12 protein-coding genes, 12 tRNA genes, 1 rRNA gene and 2 pseudogenes are annotated in these 15,327 nt (G+C 42.5%); 26 read left to right on the forward strand and 1 reads right to left on the reverse strand.

What is annotated here, in order from left to right:
- The first annotated feature begins 151 nt into the window (after window positions 1–151).
- The 26 genes and pseudogenes from rrf (at window position 152) to BS63_RS0109655 (ending at window position 14,482) form a co-directional block, all read left to right on the forward strand.
- A 5S ribosomal RNA gene (rrf, locus tag BS63_RS0109525) occupies window positions 152–267 on the forward strand.
- 5 nt (window positions 268–272) lie between these two features.
- A tRNA-Val gene (locus BS63_RS0109530) sits at window positions 273–345 on the forward strand.
- 5 nt (window positions 346–350) lie between these two features.
- Window positions 351–421, forward strand: a tRNA-Gly gene (locus BS63_RS0109535).
- A gap of 33 nt (window positions 422–454) precedes the next feature.
- Window positions 455–528, forward strand: a tRNA-Ile gene (locus tag BS63_RS0109540).
- A gap of 10 nt (window positions 529–538) precedes the next feature.
- A tRNA-Glu gene (locus tag BS63_RS0109545) sits at window positions 539–610 on the forward strand.
- Between the two features lie 5 nt (window positions 611–615).
- Window positions 616–705 (forward strand) — tRNA-Ser (locus tag BS63_RS0109550).
- 9 nt (window positions 706–714) lie between these two features.
- Window positions 715–788 (forward strand) — tRNA-Met (locus BS63_RS0109555).
- A gap of 19 nt (window positions 789–807) precedes the next feature.
- Window positions 808–880: transfer RNA gene (locus BS63_RS0109560), tRNA-Phe, on the forward strand.
- A 17-nt stretch (window positions 881–897) separates the two neighbouring features.
- Window positions 898–978, forward strand: a tRNA-Tyr gene (locus BS63_RS0109565).
- A gap of 5 nt (window positions 979–983) precedes the next feature.
- Window positions 984–1,054, forward strand: a tRNA-Trp gene (locus tag BS63_RS0109570).
- Window positions 1,055–1,060: 6 nt separating this feature from the next.
- Window positions 1,061–1,133 (forward strand) — tRNA-His (locus tag BS63_RS0109575).
- 5 nt (window positions 1,134–1,138) lie between these two features.
- A tRNA-Gln gene (locus BS63_RS0109580) sits at window positions 1,139–1,210 on the forward strand.
- A gap of 14 nt (window positions 1,211–1,224) precedes the next feature.
- Window positions 1,225–1,308 (forward strand) — tRNA-Leu (locus tag BS63_RS0109585).
- Window positions 1,309–1,640: 332 nt separating this feature from the next.
- Complete coding sequence (locus BS63_RS0109590; protein ID WP_002962720.1) at window positions 1,641–2,264, forward strand: sigma-70 RNA polymerase sigma factor region 4 domain-containing protein; 624 nt, start codon at window positions 1,641–1,643, stop codon at window positions 2,262–2,264.
- A 296-nt stretch (window positions 2,265–2,560) separates the two neighbouring features.
- Window positions 2,561–3,007 carry a 50S ribosomal protein L13 gene (gene rplM, locus BS63_RS0109595; protein WP_002962718.1) on the forward strand — a complete coding sequence of 149 codons (447 nt, stop codon included), beginning with the start codon at window positions 2,561–2,563 and terminating at the stop codon, window positions 3,005–3,007.
- 19 nt (window positions 3,008–3,026) lie between these two features.
- Window positions 3,027–3,419: a 30S ribosomal protein S9 gene (rpsI, locus tag BS63_RS0109600; protein WP_019769825.1), complete on the forward strand. Its 393-nt coding sequence runs from the start codon at window positions 3,027–3,029 to the stop codon at window positions 3,417–3,419.
- Between the two features lie 274 nt (window positions 3,420–3,693).
- A complete protein-coding gene (gene ruvB, locus BS63_RS0109605; RefSeq protein ID WP_002962715.1) occupies window positions 3,694–4,692 on the forward strand; it encodes a Holliday junction branch migration DNA helicase RuvB in 999 nt (332 codons plus the stop codon).
- Window positions 4,693–4,736: 44 nt separating this feature from the next.
- Complete coding sequence (locus BS63_RS0109610; protein ID WP_002962714.1) at window positions 4,737–5,162, forward strand: low molecular weight protein-tyrosine-phosphatase; 426 nt, start codon at window positions 4,737–4,739, stop codon at window positions 5,160–5,162.
- Window positions 5,141–5,575 carry an MORN repeat-containing protein gene (locus BS63_RS0109615; protein ID WP_002962711.1) on the forward strand — a complete coding sequence of 145 codons (435 nt, stop codon included), beginning with the start codon at window positions 5,141–5,143 and terminating at the stop codon, window positions 5,573–5,575. Before BS63_RS0109610 ends, BS63_RS0109615 begins: the two co-directional genes overlap by 22 nt.
- Entirely contained in the window at window positions 5,572–7,353 is a 1,782-nt protein-coding gene (locus BS63_RS0109620) for an acyltransferase family protein (protein ID WP_019769257.1), read from the forward strand. Before BS63_RS0109615 ends, BS63_RS0109620 begins: the two co-directional genes overlap by 4 nt.
- A gap of 401 nt (window positions 7,354–7,754) precedes the next feature.
- Window positions 7,755–8,516 (forward strand): hypothetical protein, encoded by a 762-nt coding sequence (locus BS63_RS0109625; RefSeq protein WP_019769258.1) that lies wholly within the window; start codon window positions 7,755–7,757, stop codon window positions 8,514–8,516.
- A gap of 74 nt (window positions 8,517–8,590) precedes the next feature.
- Window positions 8,591–9,283, forward strand: coding sequence for a hypothetical protein (locus BS63_RS0109630; protein ID WP_002962701.1), 693 nt, complete (start codon window positions 8,591–8,593; stop codon window positions 9,281–9,283).
- A gap of 127 nt (window positions 9,284–9,410) precedes the next feature.
- A pseudogene (locus BS63_RS1000000111440) lies at window positions 9,411–10,545 on the forward strand (hypothetical protein).
- A 204-nt stretch (window positions 10,546–10,749) separates the two neighbouring features.
- Window positions 10,750–12,234 (forward strand): threonine synthase, encoded by a 1,485-nt coding sequence (gene thrC / locus BS63_RS0109645; RefSeq protein WP_019773675.1) that lies wholly within the window; start codon window positions 10,750–10,752, stop codon window positions 12,232–12,234.
- A 36-nt stretch (window positions 12,235–12,270) separates the two neighbouring features.
- Complete coding sequence (locus BS63_RS0109650; protein ID WP_019777840.1) at window positions 12,271–13,557, forward strand: MATE family efflux transporter; 1,287 nt, start codon at window positions 12,271–12,273, stop codon at window positions 13,555–13,557.
- Between the two features lie 136 nt (window positions 13,558–13,693).
- Window positions 13,694–14,482 (forward strand): acetoin reductase, encoded by a 789-nt coding sequence (locus BS63_RS0109655; RefSeq protein ID WP_002962691.1) that lies wholly within the window; start codon window positions 13,694–13,696, stop codon window positions 14,480–14,482.
- 197 nt (window positions 14,483–14,679) lie between these two features.
- Here BS63_RS0109655 and BS63_RS0109660 read toward each other — a convergent pair.
- A pseudogene (locus BS63_RS0109660) lies at window positions 14,680–15,111 on the reverse strand (transposase); the annotation flags it as partial.
- Window positions 15,112–15,327: the final 216 nt, after the last annotated feature.

The following is a 15,327-nucleotide window of genomic DNA, read 5'->3' on the forward strand; positions in this document are numbered from 1 at the left end:
GTTAGGAGTGGACGTGTGGTGACACATGGAGCGGACTAATACTAATCGCTCGAGGACTTGACCAAGGTAAGGTTCAGAAGGTATTGACAGTATTGGTTTAGGCTTGATACAATAGATAGGTATTCAATTTTGAGTGAGCACACTCAAGGAGTTAAGTGACGCTAGCCTAGGAGATACACCTGTACCCATGCCGAACACAGCAGTTAAGCCCTAGTACGCCTGAAGTAGTTGGGGGTTGCCCCCTGTTAGATATGGGAGTCGCTTAGCACATAGGGAGTTTAGCTCAGCTGGGAGAGCATCTGCCTTACAAGCAGAGGGTCAGCGGTTCGATCCCGTTAACTCCCATTTTAGCGGGTGTAGTTTAGTGGTAAAACTACAGCCTTCCAAGCTGTTGTCGCGAGTTCGATTCTCGTCACCCGCTTTATAATGAAAATTATAAACCAAACGAGAGTTTGGGCGCATAGCTCAGCTGGTTAGAGCGCACGCCTGATAAGCGTGAGGTCGGTGGTTCGAGTCCACTTGTGCCCATTAGCAACAAGGTCCGTTGGTCAAGGGGTTAAGACACCGCCTTTTCACGGCGGTAACACGGGTTCGAATCCCGTACGGACTATTGTTGGAGGATTACCCAAGTCCGGCTGAAGGGAACGGTCTTGAAAACCGTCAGGTGTGTAAGAGCACGCGTGGGTTCGAATCCCACATCCTCCTTTTGATTAGCGCGGGATGGAGCAGCTAGGTAGCTCGTCGGGCTCATAACCCGAAGGTCGTAGGTTCAAATCCTGCTCCCGCAATACCTATAAAGAGGTTCTTGGCTCGGTAGCTCAGTTGGTAGAGCAATGGATTGAAGCTCCATGTGTCGGCGGTTCGATTCCGTCTCGCGCCATAATTTGATATAATTAAGGAAGGGTAGCGAAGAGGCTAAACGCGGCGGACTGTAAATCCGCTCCTTCGGGTTCGGGGGTTCGAATCCCTCCCCTTCCATCATTACGGGCATAGTTTAAAGGTAGAACTAAGGTCTCCAAAACCTTCAGTGTGGGTTCAATTCCTACTGCCCGTGTTTATGGCGAATGTGGTGAAGTGGTTAACACACCAGATTGTGGCTCTGGCATTCGTGGGTTCGATTCCCATCATTCGCCTATTTTGGGGTATAGCCAAGCGGTAAGGCAAGGGACTTTGACTCCCTCATGCGTTGGTTCGAATCCAGCTACCCCAGTTTTTGATATACTAGCCGGCGTGGCGGAATTGGCAGACGCGCTGGACTCAAAATCCAGTGTCCTCACGGACGTGCCGGTTCGACCCCGGCCGCCGGTATATTAAAAGAATCCCATGATGGGATTCTTTTTTCTTTTCATCGATTTGGTGTTAGGCTTATCAAGCACAGAGCTGATTTATTTTGATCTTTTAGTCCTTATTTGCTGTTGTTTCTTCATTTTTGCTGATTGTTGAGAAATTTTTAAAATATTTTTAAGTATTTTTTTGATAAATTTTCGAATAAGTAGATATAAGGTTCTTTTGGGAGTTTACCTTAAAGTAGTCAAGGCTAATCTATTGCTGTCCAATTTCTTTTATAGTGACATTGATGTCACTACCAAATTTTTCAGAGTCCTATTATAATTTAAGAAAAAATTTAAAGGAGAATTTAGATGGACAAAGAAAAACTCAAGGAAATTTTTAACAAACATTCTGCCTTACCAGAAGAAGTTGAAGAGTTTGATGATGGTATGGTCAAAGAAGTCATTACCGCTGGTTTATTATTTTGTTTGAAAGAGGTATTGGATATGGATGATTCTTCATTTGTAAGTGCATTTAGCCGTGTTGAAAAGACTGTTAGCAAACTAGCTAAAGATTATTATATTAAATTATGGACCTATGATGACTGGAGGCAGGAGGCACGAATTATCCTTTATCAGTTATTGGAGCGATTTCCAGATTTGGCCAATGATGAAGAAAAGTTACGAATCTATTTTAAAACAAAGTTCAGAAGTTATGTCCTTGATAATATTCGCAAGCAGGAAAGTCAAAAACGCGCTTTTGACAGGATGATTTACGAGGAAATTTCTGAATTAGGTCATATGATTCCTAGTCAGCAGATGGACACAGCTGATTATTGTGCCCTTAAGGAAAAGCTAAAGGAACTTAAGCAGAAATTGGCTCCTGAGGATTATGCCAAAATTCTATTGCTGATGCGAGGTGGTGCATTCAAAGGGAGAAGTGCCTTTATCAAGGATATTAAGGTTGAATTCGAAGATTTTGACGAGGACAACTAAGTTCACTTCCTACAAGCCGGCCTTGTTTAGAAGAAAATTAATGGAATGACAGGCTTTAAAGCTTTTACAGAAGATGCATTTTTAGTGATTTCTCGAAGATGAGGTTGGGAAAATTCGGCAAAAAACTTGGTAAATTACAATAAAGTAAAGGAAAACTACTTGACTTGGCTGGTTAGATTTTGGTATGATAATAGCTGGTATTGTTTACCCCATTTCAGAAGCCCCGGAAAGCTTTGGAAATAACTCGTGGACCGGAACATCCACACTGTAAACAAAAACGACTTATAGGAGAAATCATGAATAAAACAACCTACATGGCTAAGCCAGGTGAAGTTGAACGTAAATGGTACGTAGTAGATGCTACTGATGTCCCACTTGGCCGCCTTTCTGCGGTAGTAGCAAGCGTACTTCGTGGTAAAAATAAACCAACCTTTACCCCTCACACTGATACAGGTGACTTTGTTATTGTTATCAATGCTGAAAAAGTTAAATTGACTGGTAAAAAAGCAACTGATAAAATCTACTACACTCACTCAATGTATCCAGGTGGATTGAAGCAAATCTCTGCTGGAGAATTGCGTTCTAAAAATGCCGTTCGCTTGATTGAAAAATCAGTTAAAGGTATGCTTCCACACAATACTCTTGGACGTGCACAAGGTATGAAGTTGAAAGTTTTCGTTGGTAGCGAACATACTCATGCCGCACAACAACCAGAAGTTCTCGATATTTCAGGTCTTATCTAAGAGGAAAGGAGCATAATTAATGGCACAAGCACAATATGCAGGTACTGGCCGTCGTAAAAACGCTGTTGCACGCGTTCGTTTGGTTCCAGGTACTGGTAAAATTACTGTAAACAACAAAGATGTAGAAGAATACATTCCTCACGCAGACCTTCGTCTCGTGATTAACCAACCATTCGCAGTTACTTCAACTGTTGGTTCTTACGACGTTTTCGTTAACGTTAATGGTGGTGGATACGGTGGACAATCAGGTGCAATCCGTCATGGTATTGCCCGTGCGTTGCTCCAAGTTGATCCAGATTTCCGTGATTCACTTAAACGTGCTGGACTTCTTACTCGTGACGCTCGTATGGTTGAACGTAAGAAACCAGGTCTTAAGAAAGCACGTAAAGCTAGCCAGTTCTCAAAACGTTAATCAATCCGATTATATCAACGTTTTCAAATACTTCATGGCTTCGGTCATGGGGTATTTTTTTGCTTCATTTTTTAGAATTCCTATCAAAATTCCCACGTTTTATCTTTGAGGCCAACTGTTTGGAGAGCAGAAAATCTTTTAATAGTTTAGTAGGGACTTACTTATTCTTTGGTCTTATATCCATGAATTCTATCGAAATTCCCAACAAAAAATCTAATAAAAATCTTTGGTAATCCGTAATTTGGGAGTAGGGCTTTTGTGATATAATAATTACATGACTAGAATTTTGGATGATGAAATGATGGAAAGTGAAGAACAGGTCGAGCGAACGCTACGACCTCAAACTTTCAAAGAATATATTGGCCAGGATAAGGTCAAGGATCAGTTGACTATTTTTATTGAGGCAGCTAAGCTACGTGATGAAGCCTTAGATCATGTCCTCCTCTTTGGCCCCCCAGGCTTGGGGAAAACTACTATGGCTTTTGTCATCGCCAATGAGTTGGGGGTCAACCTCAAACAAACTTCCGGTCCAGCTATTGAGAAGGCTGGAGACTTGGTGGCTATTCTCAATGATTTGGAGCCTGGGGATGTTCTCTTTATCGATGAAATTCATCGGATGCCTATGGCTGTTGAAGAAGTGCTCTACAGTGCCATGGAAGATTTCTACATTGACATCATGATTGGGGCTGGCGAAGCCAGTCGCAGTGTCCACCTAGATTTGCCTCCCTTCACTTTAATAGGGGCGACAACTCGAGCAGGGATGCTGTCTAATCCCTTGCGGGCTCGCTTTGGTATCAATGGTCACGTGGAATACTATGAAGCAGCTGACTTGACTGAGATTGTTGAGCGGACGGCTGAGATTTTTGAGGCTGAAATAACCCACGAAGCTGCGATTGAATTGGCTAAACGTAGTCGGGGGACTCCTCGGATTGCCAATCGCTTGCTCAAGCGGGTCCGGGATTATGCCCAGATTATTGGGGATGGTCTAATTGATGATAAGATTGCAGACCAGGCTTTGACCATGTTGGACGTTGATCAAGAAGGTTTAGACTACATCGACCAGAAGATTCTGAAAACCATGATTGAGATGTACGGCGGTGGTCCAGTCGGCCTTGGAACCTTGTCCATCAATATTGCTGAAGAGCGGGAGACAGTTGAGGATATGTACGAGCCCTACCTGATTCAAAAGGGCTTTATTATGCGGACACGCTCGGGTCGAGTGGCAACTGCTAAAGCTTATGAACACCTAGGAATTAATCCTAAAAATGACTAGGCTTTGCCCCTATAGATTTACAATCTCTATGATATAATAGCGCTATGAAAAAAGTTTGTTTTGTTTGTCTTGGAAATATCTGTCGCAGCCCTATGGCAGAATTTGTCATGAAATCAATGGTTGACCCTACTGATATTCATGTTGAAAGTCGGGCCACCTCTTCTTGGGAGCATGGGAACCCTATTCATCAAGGGACTCAGGCTATTTTAAAACAATATGGGGTGCCTTATGATCAGACCAAGTCTTCACAACAGATTTCTCAGGCAGATCTGGATAATTTTGATTTTGTCATTGGGATGGACCAAGAAAACGTGGCAGATTTGCGAGCGCTATTTCCGCAAGCTTCGGCCTCCAAAATTCAACTCTTTATTGAAGGTGGTGTGCCAGATCCTTGGTTTACGGGCGATTTTGAAGAGACCTATCAATTAGTTAGAGAGGGGTGTCGGTCTTGGCTAGAAAGACTAAGGTAAATAGACATAAAAATAATAAGGATTTATTGAAGAGTTATCTTAGCCAACTGACTAGGGAGCGTTTAGAGATAGCCGCAGTTATTATCCTTCTTTTGTGTGCCCTCTCGGTTTTGAAAATACCCTTTGGTTCCCACAAAACTTTGAAGTTTGATAAGGATAAGATTGTTTATGTTGGTCATGTCAAAAATAATAAGATGAATGGCAAGGGGAAGCTGACTTATAAAAATGGAGACCAGTATGAAGGTAACTTTGTCAATGGTCAGTTTGATGGTCAGGGGACTTTTAAAGCCAAGGGAGGCTGGACCTACAAAGGCCAATTTAGCAAAGGGCAGGCTAATGGTAAGGGGACCCTAACGACCGCTGACGGGAAGAAATACAGTGGAAGGTTTAAGCAAGGAATTTATCAAAAATGAGGATTAAGTGGTTTTCTTTTGTCAGGGTAACAGGACTCTTGTTGGTTCTGGTTTACCACTTTTTTAGGAAAGCATTACCTGGCGGATTTATCGGGGTTGATGTCTTTTTTGCCTTCTCAGGTTTTCTGATTACAGCTCTCTTGATTGATGAGTATCACCGGAAAAGAAGTATTGATTTATTGGGCTTTTTCAAGCGGCGTTTCTATCGGATCGTCCCACCAGTTGTGATTATGGTCTTGGTTACCATGCCTTTTACGCTCTTGGTCAGAAATGATTTTATTGCCAGCATTGGTCGGCAAATTGTTGCAGCTTTTGGTTTTATGACTAACTGGTATGAAATTTTCATCGGCAGCAACTACGAAAATCAATTTAATCCCCACCTCTTTCTCCATACTTGGAGTTTAGCGGTTGAAGTTCACTTCTACATTTTCTGGGGGATTCTGGTTTGGTGGTTGTCCAAACGGAAATTAACTGGTGTCAATTTTCGAGGGGCTATCTTTTTAGCTTCAACTGCCCTCTTTTTTTCTGGCTATTTGATAATGTTTATCAGTAGCTTTCTTGTGGATAACGTTTCCTTTAACTATTTCTCGACCTTTAGTCACAGTTTTCCCTTTTATCTGGGGGCAATCTATGCAACCATGTCAGGGGTTGCCGATACGACGAAGCGCTTCAAGAAAAATGTCGAGCGTTGGTCCCTTCGGCGAATATTAGCCCAATTCGTTGGGAGTTTTGCCCTACTCGTCTTGCTAGGCTTTGTTTTGAGCTATGAAGGGCAGTTGACCTATCTCTTTGGCTTCGCTCTTGCCAGCCTCTTTGCCTGCTTGATGATTTATGCAGCTAGAGCCTTGCACGATAAGATTCCTGCTATTGATGAGCCGGTGGTTATCACCTTTTTCTCAGATATCAGTTATGGGATTTATCTTTTCCATTGGCCTTTTTACATCATCTTTTCACAGCTGATGCCAAATTGGTTGGCCAGCTTGCTCACCTTTGTGCTTTCGACAATTTTTGCAGCTCTCTCCTTCTATGCCATCGAACCGATGATTGCTGGAAAAGAGCCTAAGATGTTAGGAATCAAGCTTAATATTGCTCCCTATAAAAAATGGATTGTCAGCTCGGCTGGTGTTTTAGTGCTTGCTAGCTTAATCATCACTGTCACGGCTCCTAAGTTAGGGGAATTTGAATCTGGGGTCCTGGTAGATTCGCTTACTCAGGCTGATACAGCTATGAATTTGACCAACCAAAGGACGGCTGGTGATGCCAATGCTCAGAATAATGTCCTGATTATTGGAGATTCGGTTGCTCTGCGGTCTCAGGATGCTTTTACTAGCAAGATGCCCAATGCTTTAATTGATGCTTCAGTAAGCCGGAGTTTTGATGCGGCTTATGAAACCTTCAAAACCAATATTGATTCCAACACCTTGCCTGAGACCGTGGTCCTAGCTGTTGGGGTCAATTCACCAGATAATTATCAGAGTGATATTCAGCAGTTCTTAGATGCCCTCCCCGATGGTCATCGTCTAGTTCTGGTAACTCCTTATGATTCTCAGGAAGATACTAAGATGTCAGCCGTGCGTGATTATGAGCTCCAGTTAGCCAAGGACAACGATTATATTACCGTGGCAGATTGGTACCAAACTGCCAAGGACAACCCTGATATTTGGGGTGGTACTGATGGTGTTCACTATTCTCAATCAACCAACGGGGCTGATCTCTATGTGCAGACTATCCAGGATGCTGTTGCCCAAGCCTCCAAGAAATCTGCTAAGGGTCAGTAACAAGAATATTACATTTGAAAAACATTAGGAAAATATCGTTGACAGGGTCCTGCTTAGATGATAAGCTGGCCTTTAGCACAAATAATGCTCTTCGAAAATTAAATTTAGCCAACGGACAAGGCGAGTTCATATCATGTATCTGGACTTACCATAAGGACTGCTATGGCAGTTCTTTATGCCCGAAAAAACTGTAGTAATATCGACAGTTTTTACCCTATGTCGCACCGTTCTTTACTGTATGAAGGTATTGTCTGTAGTTCGTTGCGACGCTGGCTGATTTTACCAGTTTTATGAGGGAGCCAGTAATCTCCATAGTGGGTGCTGTTAGACCACACCTCTAGTGGCTGATATCTCTGCTCCTTCCTATTTTTGATTTGCAACGAGTATAAATAGGAGTTAAGATGTCGGAAGAATTTGAATCAGAACAAACTTATAGTCGTCGATCGGCTTCTCGGTCACAGTCACATGCCAAGCCTAAAAAGAAGAAATCTAAAGGGAAGAGAATCTTTTGGAGCCTCTTATTACTTGTCTTAGTTTTGGGGGGAGCAGGAGCGGCCTACCGTTACTGGTCAGGTGATATTAATGGGAGCTACCGGGCAACGACCTTGGAAGAGGAGTCCGTAAAGCAATTGAAAGAATCTAGTTCAGAGAGTTCGGATAGTAGCCACATTGATGCCAGCCAATACATCACCTTTAGAGTAGATGTCACGGTCAAGGATGATAAGGCTACAGCTAAGGAGACCATAACTTTTGATCGCAAGAAGGCTTATGAGCAGTATCGGAATATGTTAGAAGCCCAAATCAAGGATAAACCAGGAGTCACTTTGGAAGACCTTGAACAATACGGAACGCCAACGACTGAAGAGGCATTTTTACAAAAATTCAACGAGGATACCAAGAAGTTAGCCAAGCAATCAGGTCTGACTTATGATGAAGAGGCTGGTACTGCAAAGGCTACTATTTTCGAAGGTAAGGTTAATCGGTGGACACATGGAATCGATATTACCAAGGTATATGGAAATGGTGGTCTGACGGTTGCTGATAGTAAGGCGACTTCAAATCCTTTGGACATCTTTAAAAAAGGGAATTCTCTGCCGTTTGACAAAACCGATTCGGGCTTGAGTCTTAAGGCAGACAAGACTATTCAACTGCGGAAGAATTAGTACTTTTCTGAAGTAATTTGACAGCCTCAAGGGAGAATGTTAAAATTAGCTTAAATAGTTAAAAGGAGATTAGTATGTCACAAGAATCCAATCAAACTTCAATGCCAGGTGGTGTGGTTCCAGGTCAAGCTCCAATGCAGCCTCAGAAGAAAACAAATGTTAAGCTGATTGTTACCATTGTTGTATCAGTTGTAGTTGCTATTGCTTTAATTGCTGGAGGCGGGACTGCCTGGTGGTATATGTCGGGTAATATTGATGGTCATTATCGAGCAACTTCTTTAGAAAAGCAATTTACTAAAAAATTGGAAAAAGATAACTCTGATAGTGAATACAACAAGTACATGACTTTCAAGGTTGACGTTACTGTTAAAGATGATAAGGCTGTTGCAACGGAAAGCCTTACTGTTGATCGTGATGGTATGTATGAGGCTGCTAAGAAAGAGGCTGACAGCTATGGTATGCAGGTTGAAAGTAAGTCTGAATTCAAAAAAGAATTTGACGAAATGATGCAAGAATCTGTTAAAGACGAAGGTGGTAAATACGATGCAGATACTGGGAAGGCGACTATAACTGTCTTTGAAGGGAATGTTAATCGCTGGTCTCGTACCATTACTATTACTAAGGAATTTGATGGTAGTGATTTAGTTTCGAGTGATAAGTCTGATAAAGTTGATCTCTTCAAAAAAGGTAAAGGTTACGATTACAAGAAAACTTCTGACGGTGTAACCTTAGAGGGTAAAGAAAAGGTTAAACTTGATAAAAAATAGGTCAATGAGAAAGTCAGTTCAATAGAGCTGGCTTTCTTCTTTTGGGTTGGATTTTCTTTCAAAGGTGATTGACAGTTATGGCAAAGCATGGTAGGATTAACTTAAATTAATCTAAATAGGAGCTGCTATGTCAGCAGAAGAATTCAATTCAAATTCAGAGAGCGCCCAATCAGAGTCTCTCAATAGTCAGACGGAGCTTGGCTCAGAAGTAAGCAATGATGCTGAGGGAACAGGTCAAAAACCAATACCAGCAGTTCAGGAGCCTGCTTTTTCAACAGATTCTGCTAATCCTCAGGCTTCGCAAAATTTTTCTCAAGAGACTACTCAAGTTGGTCAGACCGTAACCAATCAGCCTCAATCAGCTGAAGTGGTTAGCCAGGAAGGGCTAGTCGCTCAGAATGTGGCTCCTACTCCAATGGCCCCCAATCAGCCCTTTAACAATGCCCAAGCAGTCAATTCAACTGGGGTAGTCGGTCAAACTAACATTCAACAAACCAATGCCATGCCTGGTCAGGTTTATCAAGATCCCAATCTTGTCAATCCACAAATGGCTGCTAATAGCTTTAACCAAGCGGCCTGTGTGCAGACCCCTCAGGCCAAGCCAGGGCGGACTAAGAAGATCATCTGGAGCATCGTCGGTGCTCTAGCTGCGATTTTCTTAATCGTTGGTGGTATTCTTCTTTACCGCCATTTTTCTGGGAATGTTGATGGAACCTATCAGGCTACGACCTTGCAAAGTAGCTTGAAGAAGGACTTGAAGGATAAGGCTTTTGATAAGGGGAAAATTGCTTATTCTAGCTTTACGGATGATGCCAAGGTAGAAACGGTTATCAAGGGCGATGTTGTCAAGGCAACTGTCAGCTACAATGTCAGCTATGATGATTTTTATGATGAAGTGAAGTCTAATTTTTCTTCGACTTACTCTAGCTACAAGAGTAATTTCTCTAACGACGAGTGGAACTATCTGATGAACACCCTCATTAAATCTTCAGACCTTGATGAGAAAGGTTTCACTAAAGCCTTTTCCAGCGAAGTTGAGAATGGTGGTTTAAGCTATGATTCTGATAAAAAGCAGGTGTCTGGCACCTTATTTGAAGGCAAGGTCAACCGCGTCAGCGGTAAGATTGAAATTACTAAGGTAAATTCTGACAGCAAGTTGGTTAACTTTGAAAAGGGAGAAAAAAATTTCCTATAAGAAGACCTCTGATGGTTTGACCCTCAAGGACAATAATGAACACACCATTAACTTAACAACTGAATAAAGGCTTAGGAATCTCAAGTTAGCTTTGGGATTCTTTTCTGTAGCTCTTAAGGAAGCGAACCAGAATGGCGAAGCTGAATTTAGAGCTATTGATGCAGTTTGAGTATAGCGGATACTACAAACCGAAGAAAGTCCTGAAAGGTTGCCAGATATTCTGACAATTGTGTTATAATGTTCCAAAGACTATCAAGGAGAGGACAAGACCATGACCCTAATTTATCAATCAACCAGAGATGCACAGAATCAGGTAACCGCTAGCCAGGCTATTTTGCAAGGTCTAGCCAGCGATGGAGGCCTCTTTACTCCATTGACCCTGCCTGAGGTTGACCTTGATTTCGACCAGCTCAAGGATGCTTCCTATCAAGAGGTGGCAAAATTGGTGCTGTCTGCCTTTTTGGATGACTTTACAGAAGCTGAACTGGATGCTTGTATTAGCAAGGCTTATGATAGCAAGTTTGATACGCCTAAGATTGCACCTTTAGTTAAGTTGGGGAATCAATATAATTTGGAGCTCTTCCATGGCTCAACCATTGCCTTTAAGGATATGGCCCTGTCCATTCTGCCCCACCTTTTGACGACTTCGGCTAAGAAGCAAGGGGTCGATAATAAGATCGTTATTTTGACTGCGACATCTGGGGATACCGGTAAGGCGGCTATGGCTGGCTTTGCGGATGTGTCCGGAACTGAAATTATTGTCTTCTATCCTAAGGGCGGTGTCAGCAAGATTCAAGAATTGCAGATGACGACGCAAAAAGGTAGCAACACCCACGTCGTAGCTATCGAAGGTAACTTCGACGATGCCCAAACCGATGTTAAGCGGATGTTCAACGACAAGGAGCTAGGGCAAAAATTGCTGGCCCACAAGATGCAGCTGTCCTCTGCCAACTCCATGAATATTGGTCGTCTGGTTCCTCAGATTGTTTATTATGTTTATGCCTATGCCCAATTAGTTAAGTCTGGCGACATTGAAAATGGTCAAAAGATTAATGTGACGGTCCCAACGGGGAACTTTGGGAACATTTTGGCGGCCTATTATGCTAAGGAAATCGGTCTTCCTATTGCCAAGCTCATCTGTGCTTCCAATGAAAACAAGGTCTTGACGGACTTCTTTGCAACCAAAGTTTATGACAAGAAGCGGGACTTCAAGGTAACCTCTAGTCCATCTATGGATATTTTAGTTTCTTCCAATCTGGAACGCCTGATTTTCCACCTGATGGGAAATGATGCTACTAAAACGAAGGCTCTGATGGAGAACTTGGTTGCGACTGGTGAATACAAGTTAGAGGCTCTTCGTCCAGAGATTTTGGCGAATTTTGTAGCTGGTTTTGCTACTGAAGAAGAAACGTCTGCTGAAATCAAACGGGTTTACCAAGAGGCTAACTACATTGAAGATCCACATACGGCGGTAGCTTCTGCGGTCTATCATGCCTATAGGGAAGAAACTGGTGACCAAAGACCAGTTGTCATTGCCTCAACAGCTAGTTCCTATAAATTCCCGCGAGTGGCGGTATCGGCTGTCAGCGGTCAGGACTCTGGGGATGACTTCAAGGCAGTCGAGGAACTCCATAACTTGTCAGGAGTTGCCATTCCTCAGGCAGTCGCAGGCCTAGAAAAAGCAGAAGTTCGTCATAAAACGGTTGTTGCAACTGCTGATATGCAAAAGGCGGTTGAAGATTATCTAGGAGTATAGAAAAAAGCCCTTGGGCTTTTTTGTTTATAATATAATATGATGACATTTAAAAAGAAGATTATGGCACTTGCCCTCCCAGCTATGATAGAGAATTTTCTGCAGATGCTGATGGGTTTTGTCGACAATTTTTTAGTGGCTCAGGTTGGGATTGTTGCCGTTTCTGGCGTCTCCGTAGCCAATAATATTATGGCTATCTATCAGGCTCTCATGATTGCTTTGGGGAGTGCAGTCGCCAGCCTTATCGCCAAGAAATTAGGGCAAAAAGATGAAAAGGCAGTTCAACAGACTAGTTGGGACTCCCTTTTATTGACGGCTGTCTTAACCTTTTGTCTGGGCCTTTATTCAATCTTTGCAGGCCCTGCAACCTTGTCTCTTTTGGGAACGCAAAAAGATGTTGCTCAGACTGGCGGAAGCTATCTTGCTATCGTTGGCGGTGGAGTTGTTTTTCTAGGATTGATGACAGTTCTCGGTAACATCCTACGGGCTCAGGGGCGGCCAAAAATTTCCATGTATGTTAGTCTTTTTTCCAATTTTTTAAATGCCCTCCTGTCGGCCCTAGCCGTCTTTGTCTGTCACTGGGGAGTCCTAGGTGTTGCCTGGGGAACGGTAATTTCCCGTTTAGTGGGAAGTCTGATTCTTTGGAAGTCCTCTAAACTCCATCTTAAGGACCTCGTCAAGAGTCGCCTAAGAAACAAAGAACTCATCAATTTGGCCCTACCTGCTTCGGGTGAAAGGCTGATGATGCGGGCGGGTGATGTCATCATTGTCAGTTTGATTGTTGGTCTAGGAACCAAGGCGGTTGCCGGGAATGCCATCGGTGAGACTTTGACTCAATTTGATTATATGCCAGGAATGGGCGTGGCGACGGCAACGGTTATTTTGGTTGCCCATAGTTTAGGACAAAAGGACTATCAAGCGCTCAGGAAAATTGTTCGTGAGACCTACTGGGCAGCCAGCTTGCTCATGCTGGCTGTTGGGGGCTTAGTCTTCCTTCTGGGTGAGCAGTTATCAAGTCTTTTTACTAGTAATGCTAGTGTTATTGTCTATAGTAGTATTGTTATATTTTACGCTTTTATCGGTAGTCTAATGACGTCGGGGACCCTGATTTATACAGCAGTCTGGCAGGGACTTGGTCAGGCTAAACTGCCTTTCTATGCAACAAGCCTAGGAATGTGGATTATCAGACTTGGCCTCGGCTACCTACTCGTGGTTATAATGGGTTACGGCCTGGCCGCAGTTTGGATTGCTACCCTTGCTGATAATGCTTTTCGCTTTGCTTTTCTCTACCTTTGTTATAAACGTGTAATTTTTTTGAATGATTAAGTATCTTTGCTCTGCCTCGTCAAAGTTGACAGCGTTTTCTCTTAGCTATAAAATGACTCTTATAGTGGTTGTTAGGCGAATTTGAAAGTATTTTTGGATACTGGTTTAGCCTGGTAAAAATGAAAGGAGTACCATTATGACAAATGAAAATCGAGTTGCAGTTGTAACAGGTGGCGGTCAAGGAATTGGTAAAGGAATAGTTGAACAACTTTGCCGAGATGGCTATGCGGTTGTTCTTGCTGATTTAAACGAGACTACTGCAAAAGCAACAGCAGATGAATTGGTAGCAAAAGGCTTTAAAGTAAGTTTTGTTGTAGGTGATGTTTCTAAAAAAGAAGCTCATGTTAAGTTTGTTGAAAAGGCAGTTGCTGAGTTTGGACGCTTAGATACCTATATCAATAATGCCGGTATTGCGCAAATTAAAACCTTACAAGAGGAAACACCAGAAGACTTTGAGCAAATCTTTAAAATCAATGTTTTTGGTACACTGTTTGGTATTCAGGCTGCAACTGAACAATTCCGTGAACAAGATGACGGAGAAAAGATTCGGAAAATTATTAACGCCTCAAGTATTGCAGGCCATGTTGCCTTTGATCTTTTAGGTGCCTACTCATCAACCAAATTTGCAGTTCGAGGATTAACTCAGGCAGCCGCAAAAGAATTGGGACACGAACATATTACTGTTAATGCTTATTGCCCAGGAATTGTGGGAACGAGTATGTGGGACTTGATTGATGAAAAAATGGTCGAACTTAAAGGGGGACAAAAAGGTCAATACTTAGAACAATACTCTAAGATGATTACCATGGAACGTGTACAGACTCCGGCTGATGTTGCCGACTATGTCTCTTACTTGGCCTCACCTAAATCTGACTATATGACTGGTCAAGCTGTTCAAATAGATGGAGGAATTCAATTTATTTAGCCAAACTTCGATTAAATAGCTACTAGGGAGCATTTTTAAGAGCTCCTTTTTAGTATAAAAATGAGAGTGACGGTTACTTGTTTTACAAAAAGATCAAATTTCAAGTCCAAGTTAGCCTTTTTGTAAAAACTCTCCAGGAGATTTGTAATCCAGTATTTTCTTTGGATAGTTGTTTATCCAGTTTTCAATGACTGCGACTTCTTGTGGGGTCGCATTTTTGCTTCCCTTGGGTAACCCAGGTGTCCGTGGTGAATCCAATAACAGATAGTTGAGATGGGAACATGGATACCTTTTGCCTTGACGTCCATTTCCGGAGGGTATTTCTGTTTGATGTAGTGGACAATCTTTTCCTTAAGCTCTTTAGTTAGGGAGTATTCCTTAACAGAGCGCTTGCGGCCGGTTTCATAGACTTCTTGCGCAAAGTCAGCTGAATAGACAAGCTCATATTTTCCTTTACGAACTTGTTGTCTAACTTGCCCACGCTTAACCTCATTGTGAATGGTTTGAGGAGCTTTGGCTAATCGCCTAGCCACTTCACGATGGGAGAGCCCTTCTCGTAACCACCGTTCAATCATTCTACGGTCTGCTAGTGTTAACTGTTTCCCTTTTGGTGTATAATAGTCTTGCATCTCAGAGTCCTTCTAATTGTTGTTGTGGTGATTACAATTATATCTCTCTGAGGTGTTTTTTTATACCCTTGTGCTGGCTAACTTCATTTTAGAACTTTCAAGCTTTACAAAAAGAAGAAGTTTTTAATAAAAAGAGCAAAAACCCTTGTCAAGCCTTGGCATTTCTGTTATTATATTATGGTGCTGTAAAATACAGCCTTAGCTATGATACAAGAG

Origin of the sequence: Streptococcus sobrinus DSM 20742 = ATCC 33478 (genome assembly GCF_000686605.1) — a bacterium.
GTDB classification, from domain to species: domain Bacteria; phylum Bacillota; class Bacilli; order Lactobacillales; family Streptococcaceae; genus Streptococcus; species Streptococcus sobrinus.

Excerpts from the sequence above, each read along its gene's own strand:
- BS63_RS0109655 (WP_002962691.1), top strand. The coding sequence starts at position 13,694 with ATGACAAATGAAAATCGAGTTGCAGTTGTAACAGGTGGCGGTCAAGGA.
- ruvB (WP_002962715.1), top strand. The coding sequence starts at position 3,694 with ATGACTAGAATTTTGGATGATGAAATGATGGAAAGTGAAGAACAGGTC.
- BS63_RS0109650 (WP_019777840.1), top strand. The coding sequence starts at position 12,271 with ATGATGACATTTAAAAAGAAGATTATGGCACTTGCCCTCCCAGCTATG.
- BS63_RS0109625 (WP_019769258.1), top strand. The coding sequence starts at position 7,755 with ATGTCGGAAGAATTTGAATCAGAACAAACTTATAGTCGTCGATCGGCT.
- rplM (WP_002962718.1), top strand. The coding sequence starts at position 2,561 with ATGAATAAAACAACCTACATGGCTAAGCCAGGTGAAGTTGAACGTAAA.
- BS63_RS0109590 (WP_002962720.1), top strand. The coding sequence starts at position 1,641 with ATGGACAAAGAAAAACTCAAGGAAATTTTTAACAAACATTCTGCCTTA.
- BS63_RS0109620 (WP_019769257.1), top strand. The coding sequence starts at position 5,572 with ATGAGGATTAAGTGGTTTTCTTTTGTCAGGGTAACAGGACTCTTGTTG.
- rpsI (WP_019769825.1), top strand. The coding sequence starts at position 3,027 with ATGGCACAAGCACAATATGCAGGTACTGGCCGTCGTAAAAACGCTGTT.
- BS63_RS0109630 (WP_002962701.1), top strand. The coding sequence starts at position 8,591 with ATGTCACAAGAATCCAATCAAACTTCAATGCCAGGTGGTGTGGTTCCA.
- thrC (WP_019773675.1), top strand. The coding sequence starts at position 10,750 with ATGACCCTAATTTATCAATCAACCAGAGATGCACAGAATCAGGTAACC.
- BS63_RS0109610 (WP_002962714.1), top strand. The coding sequence starts at position 4,737 with ATGAAAAAAGTTTGTTTTGTTTGTCTTGGAAATATCTGTCGCAGCCCT.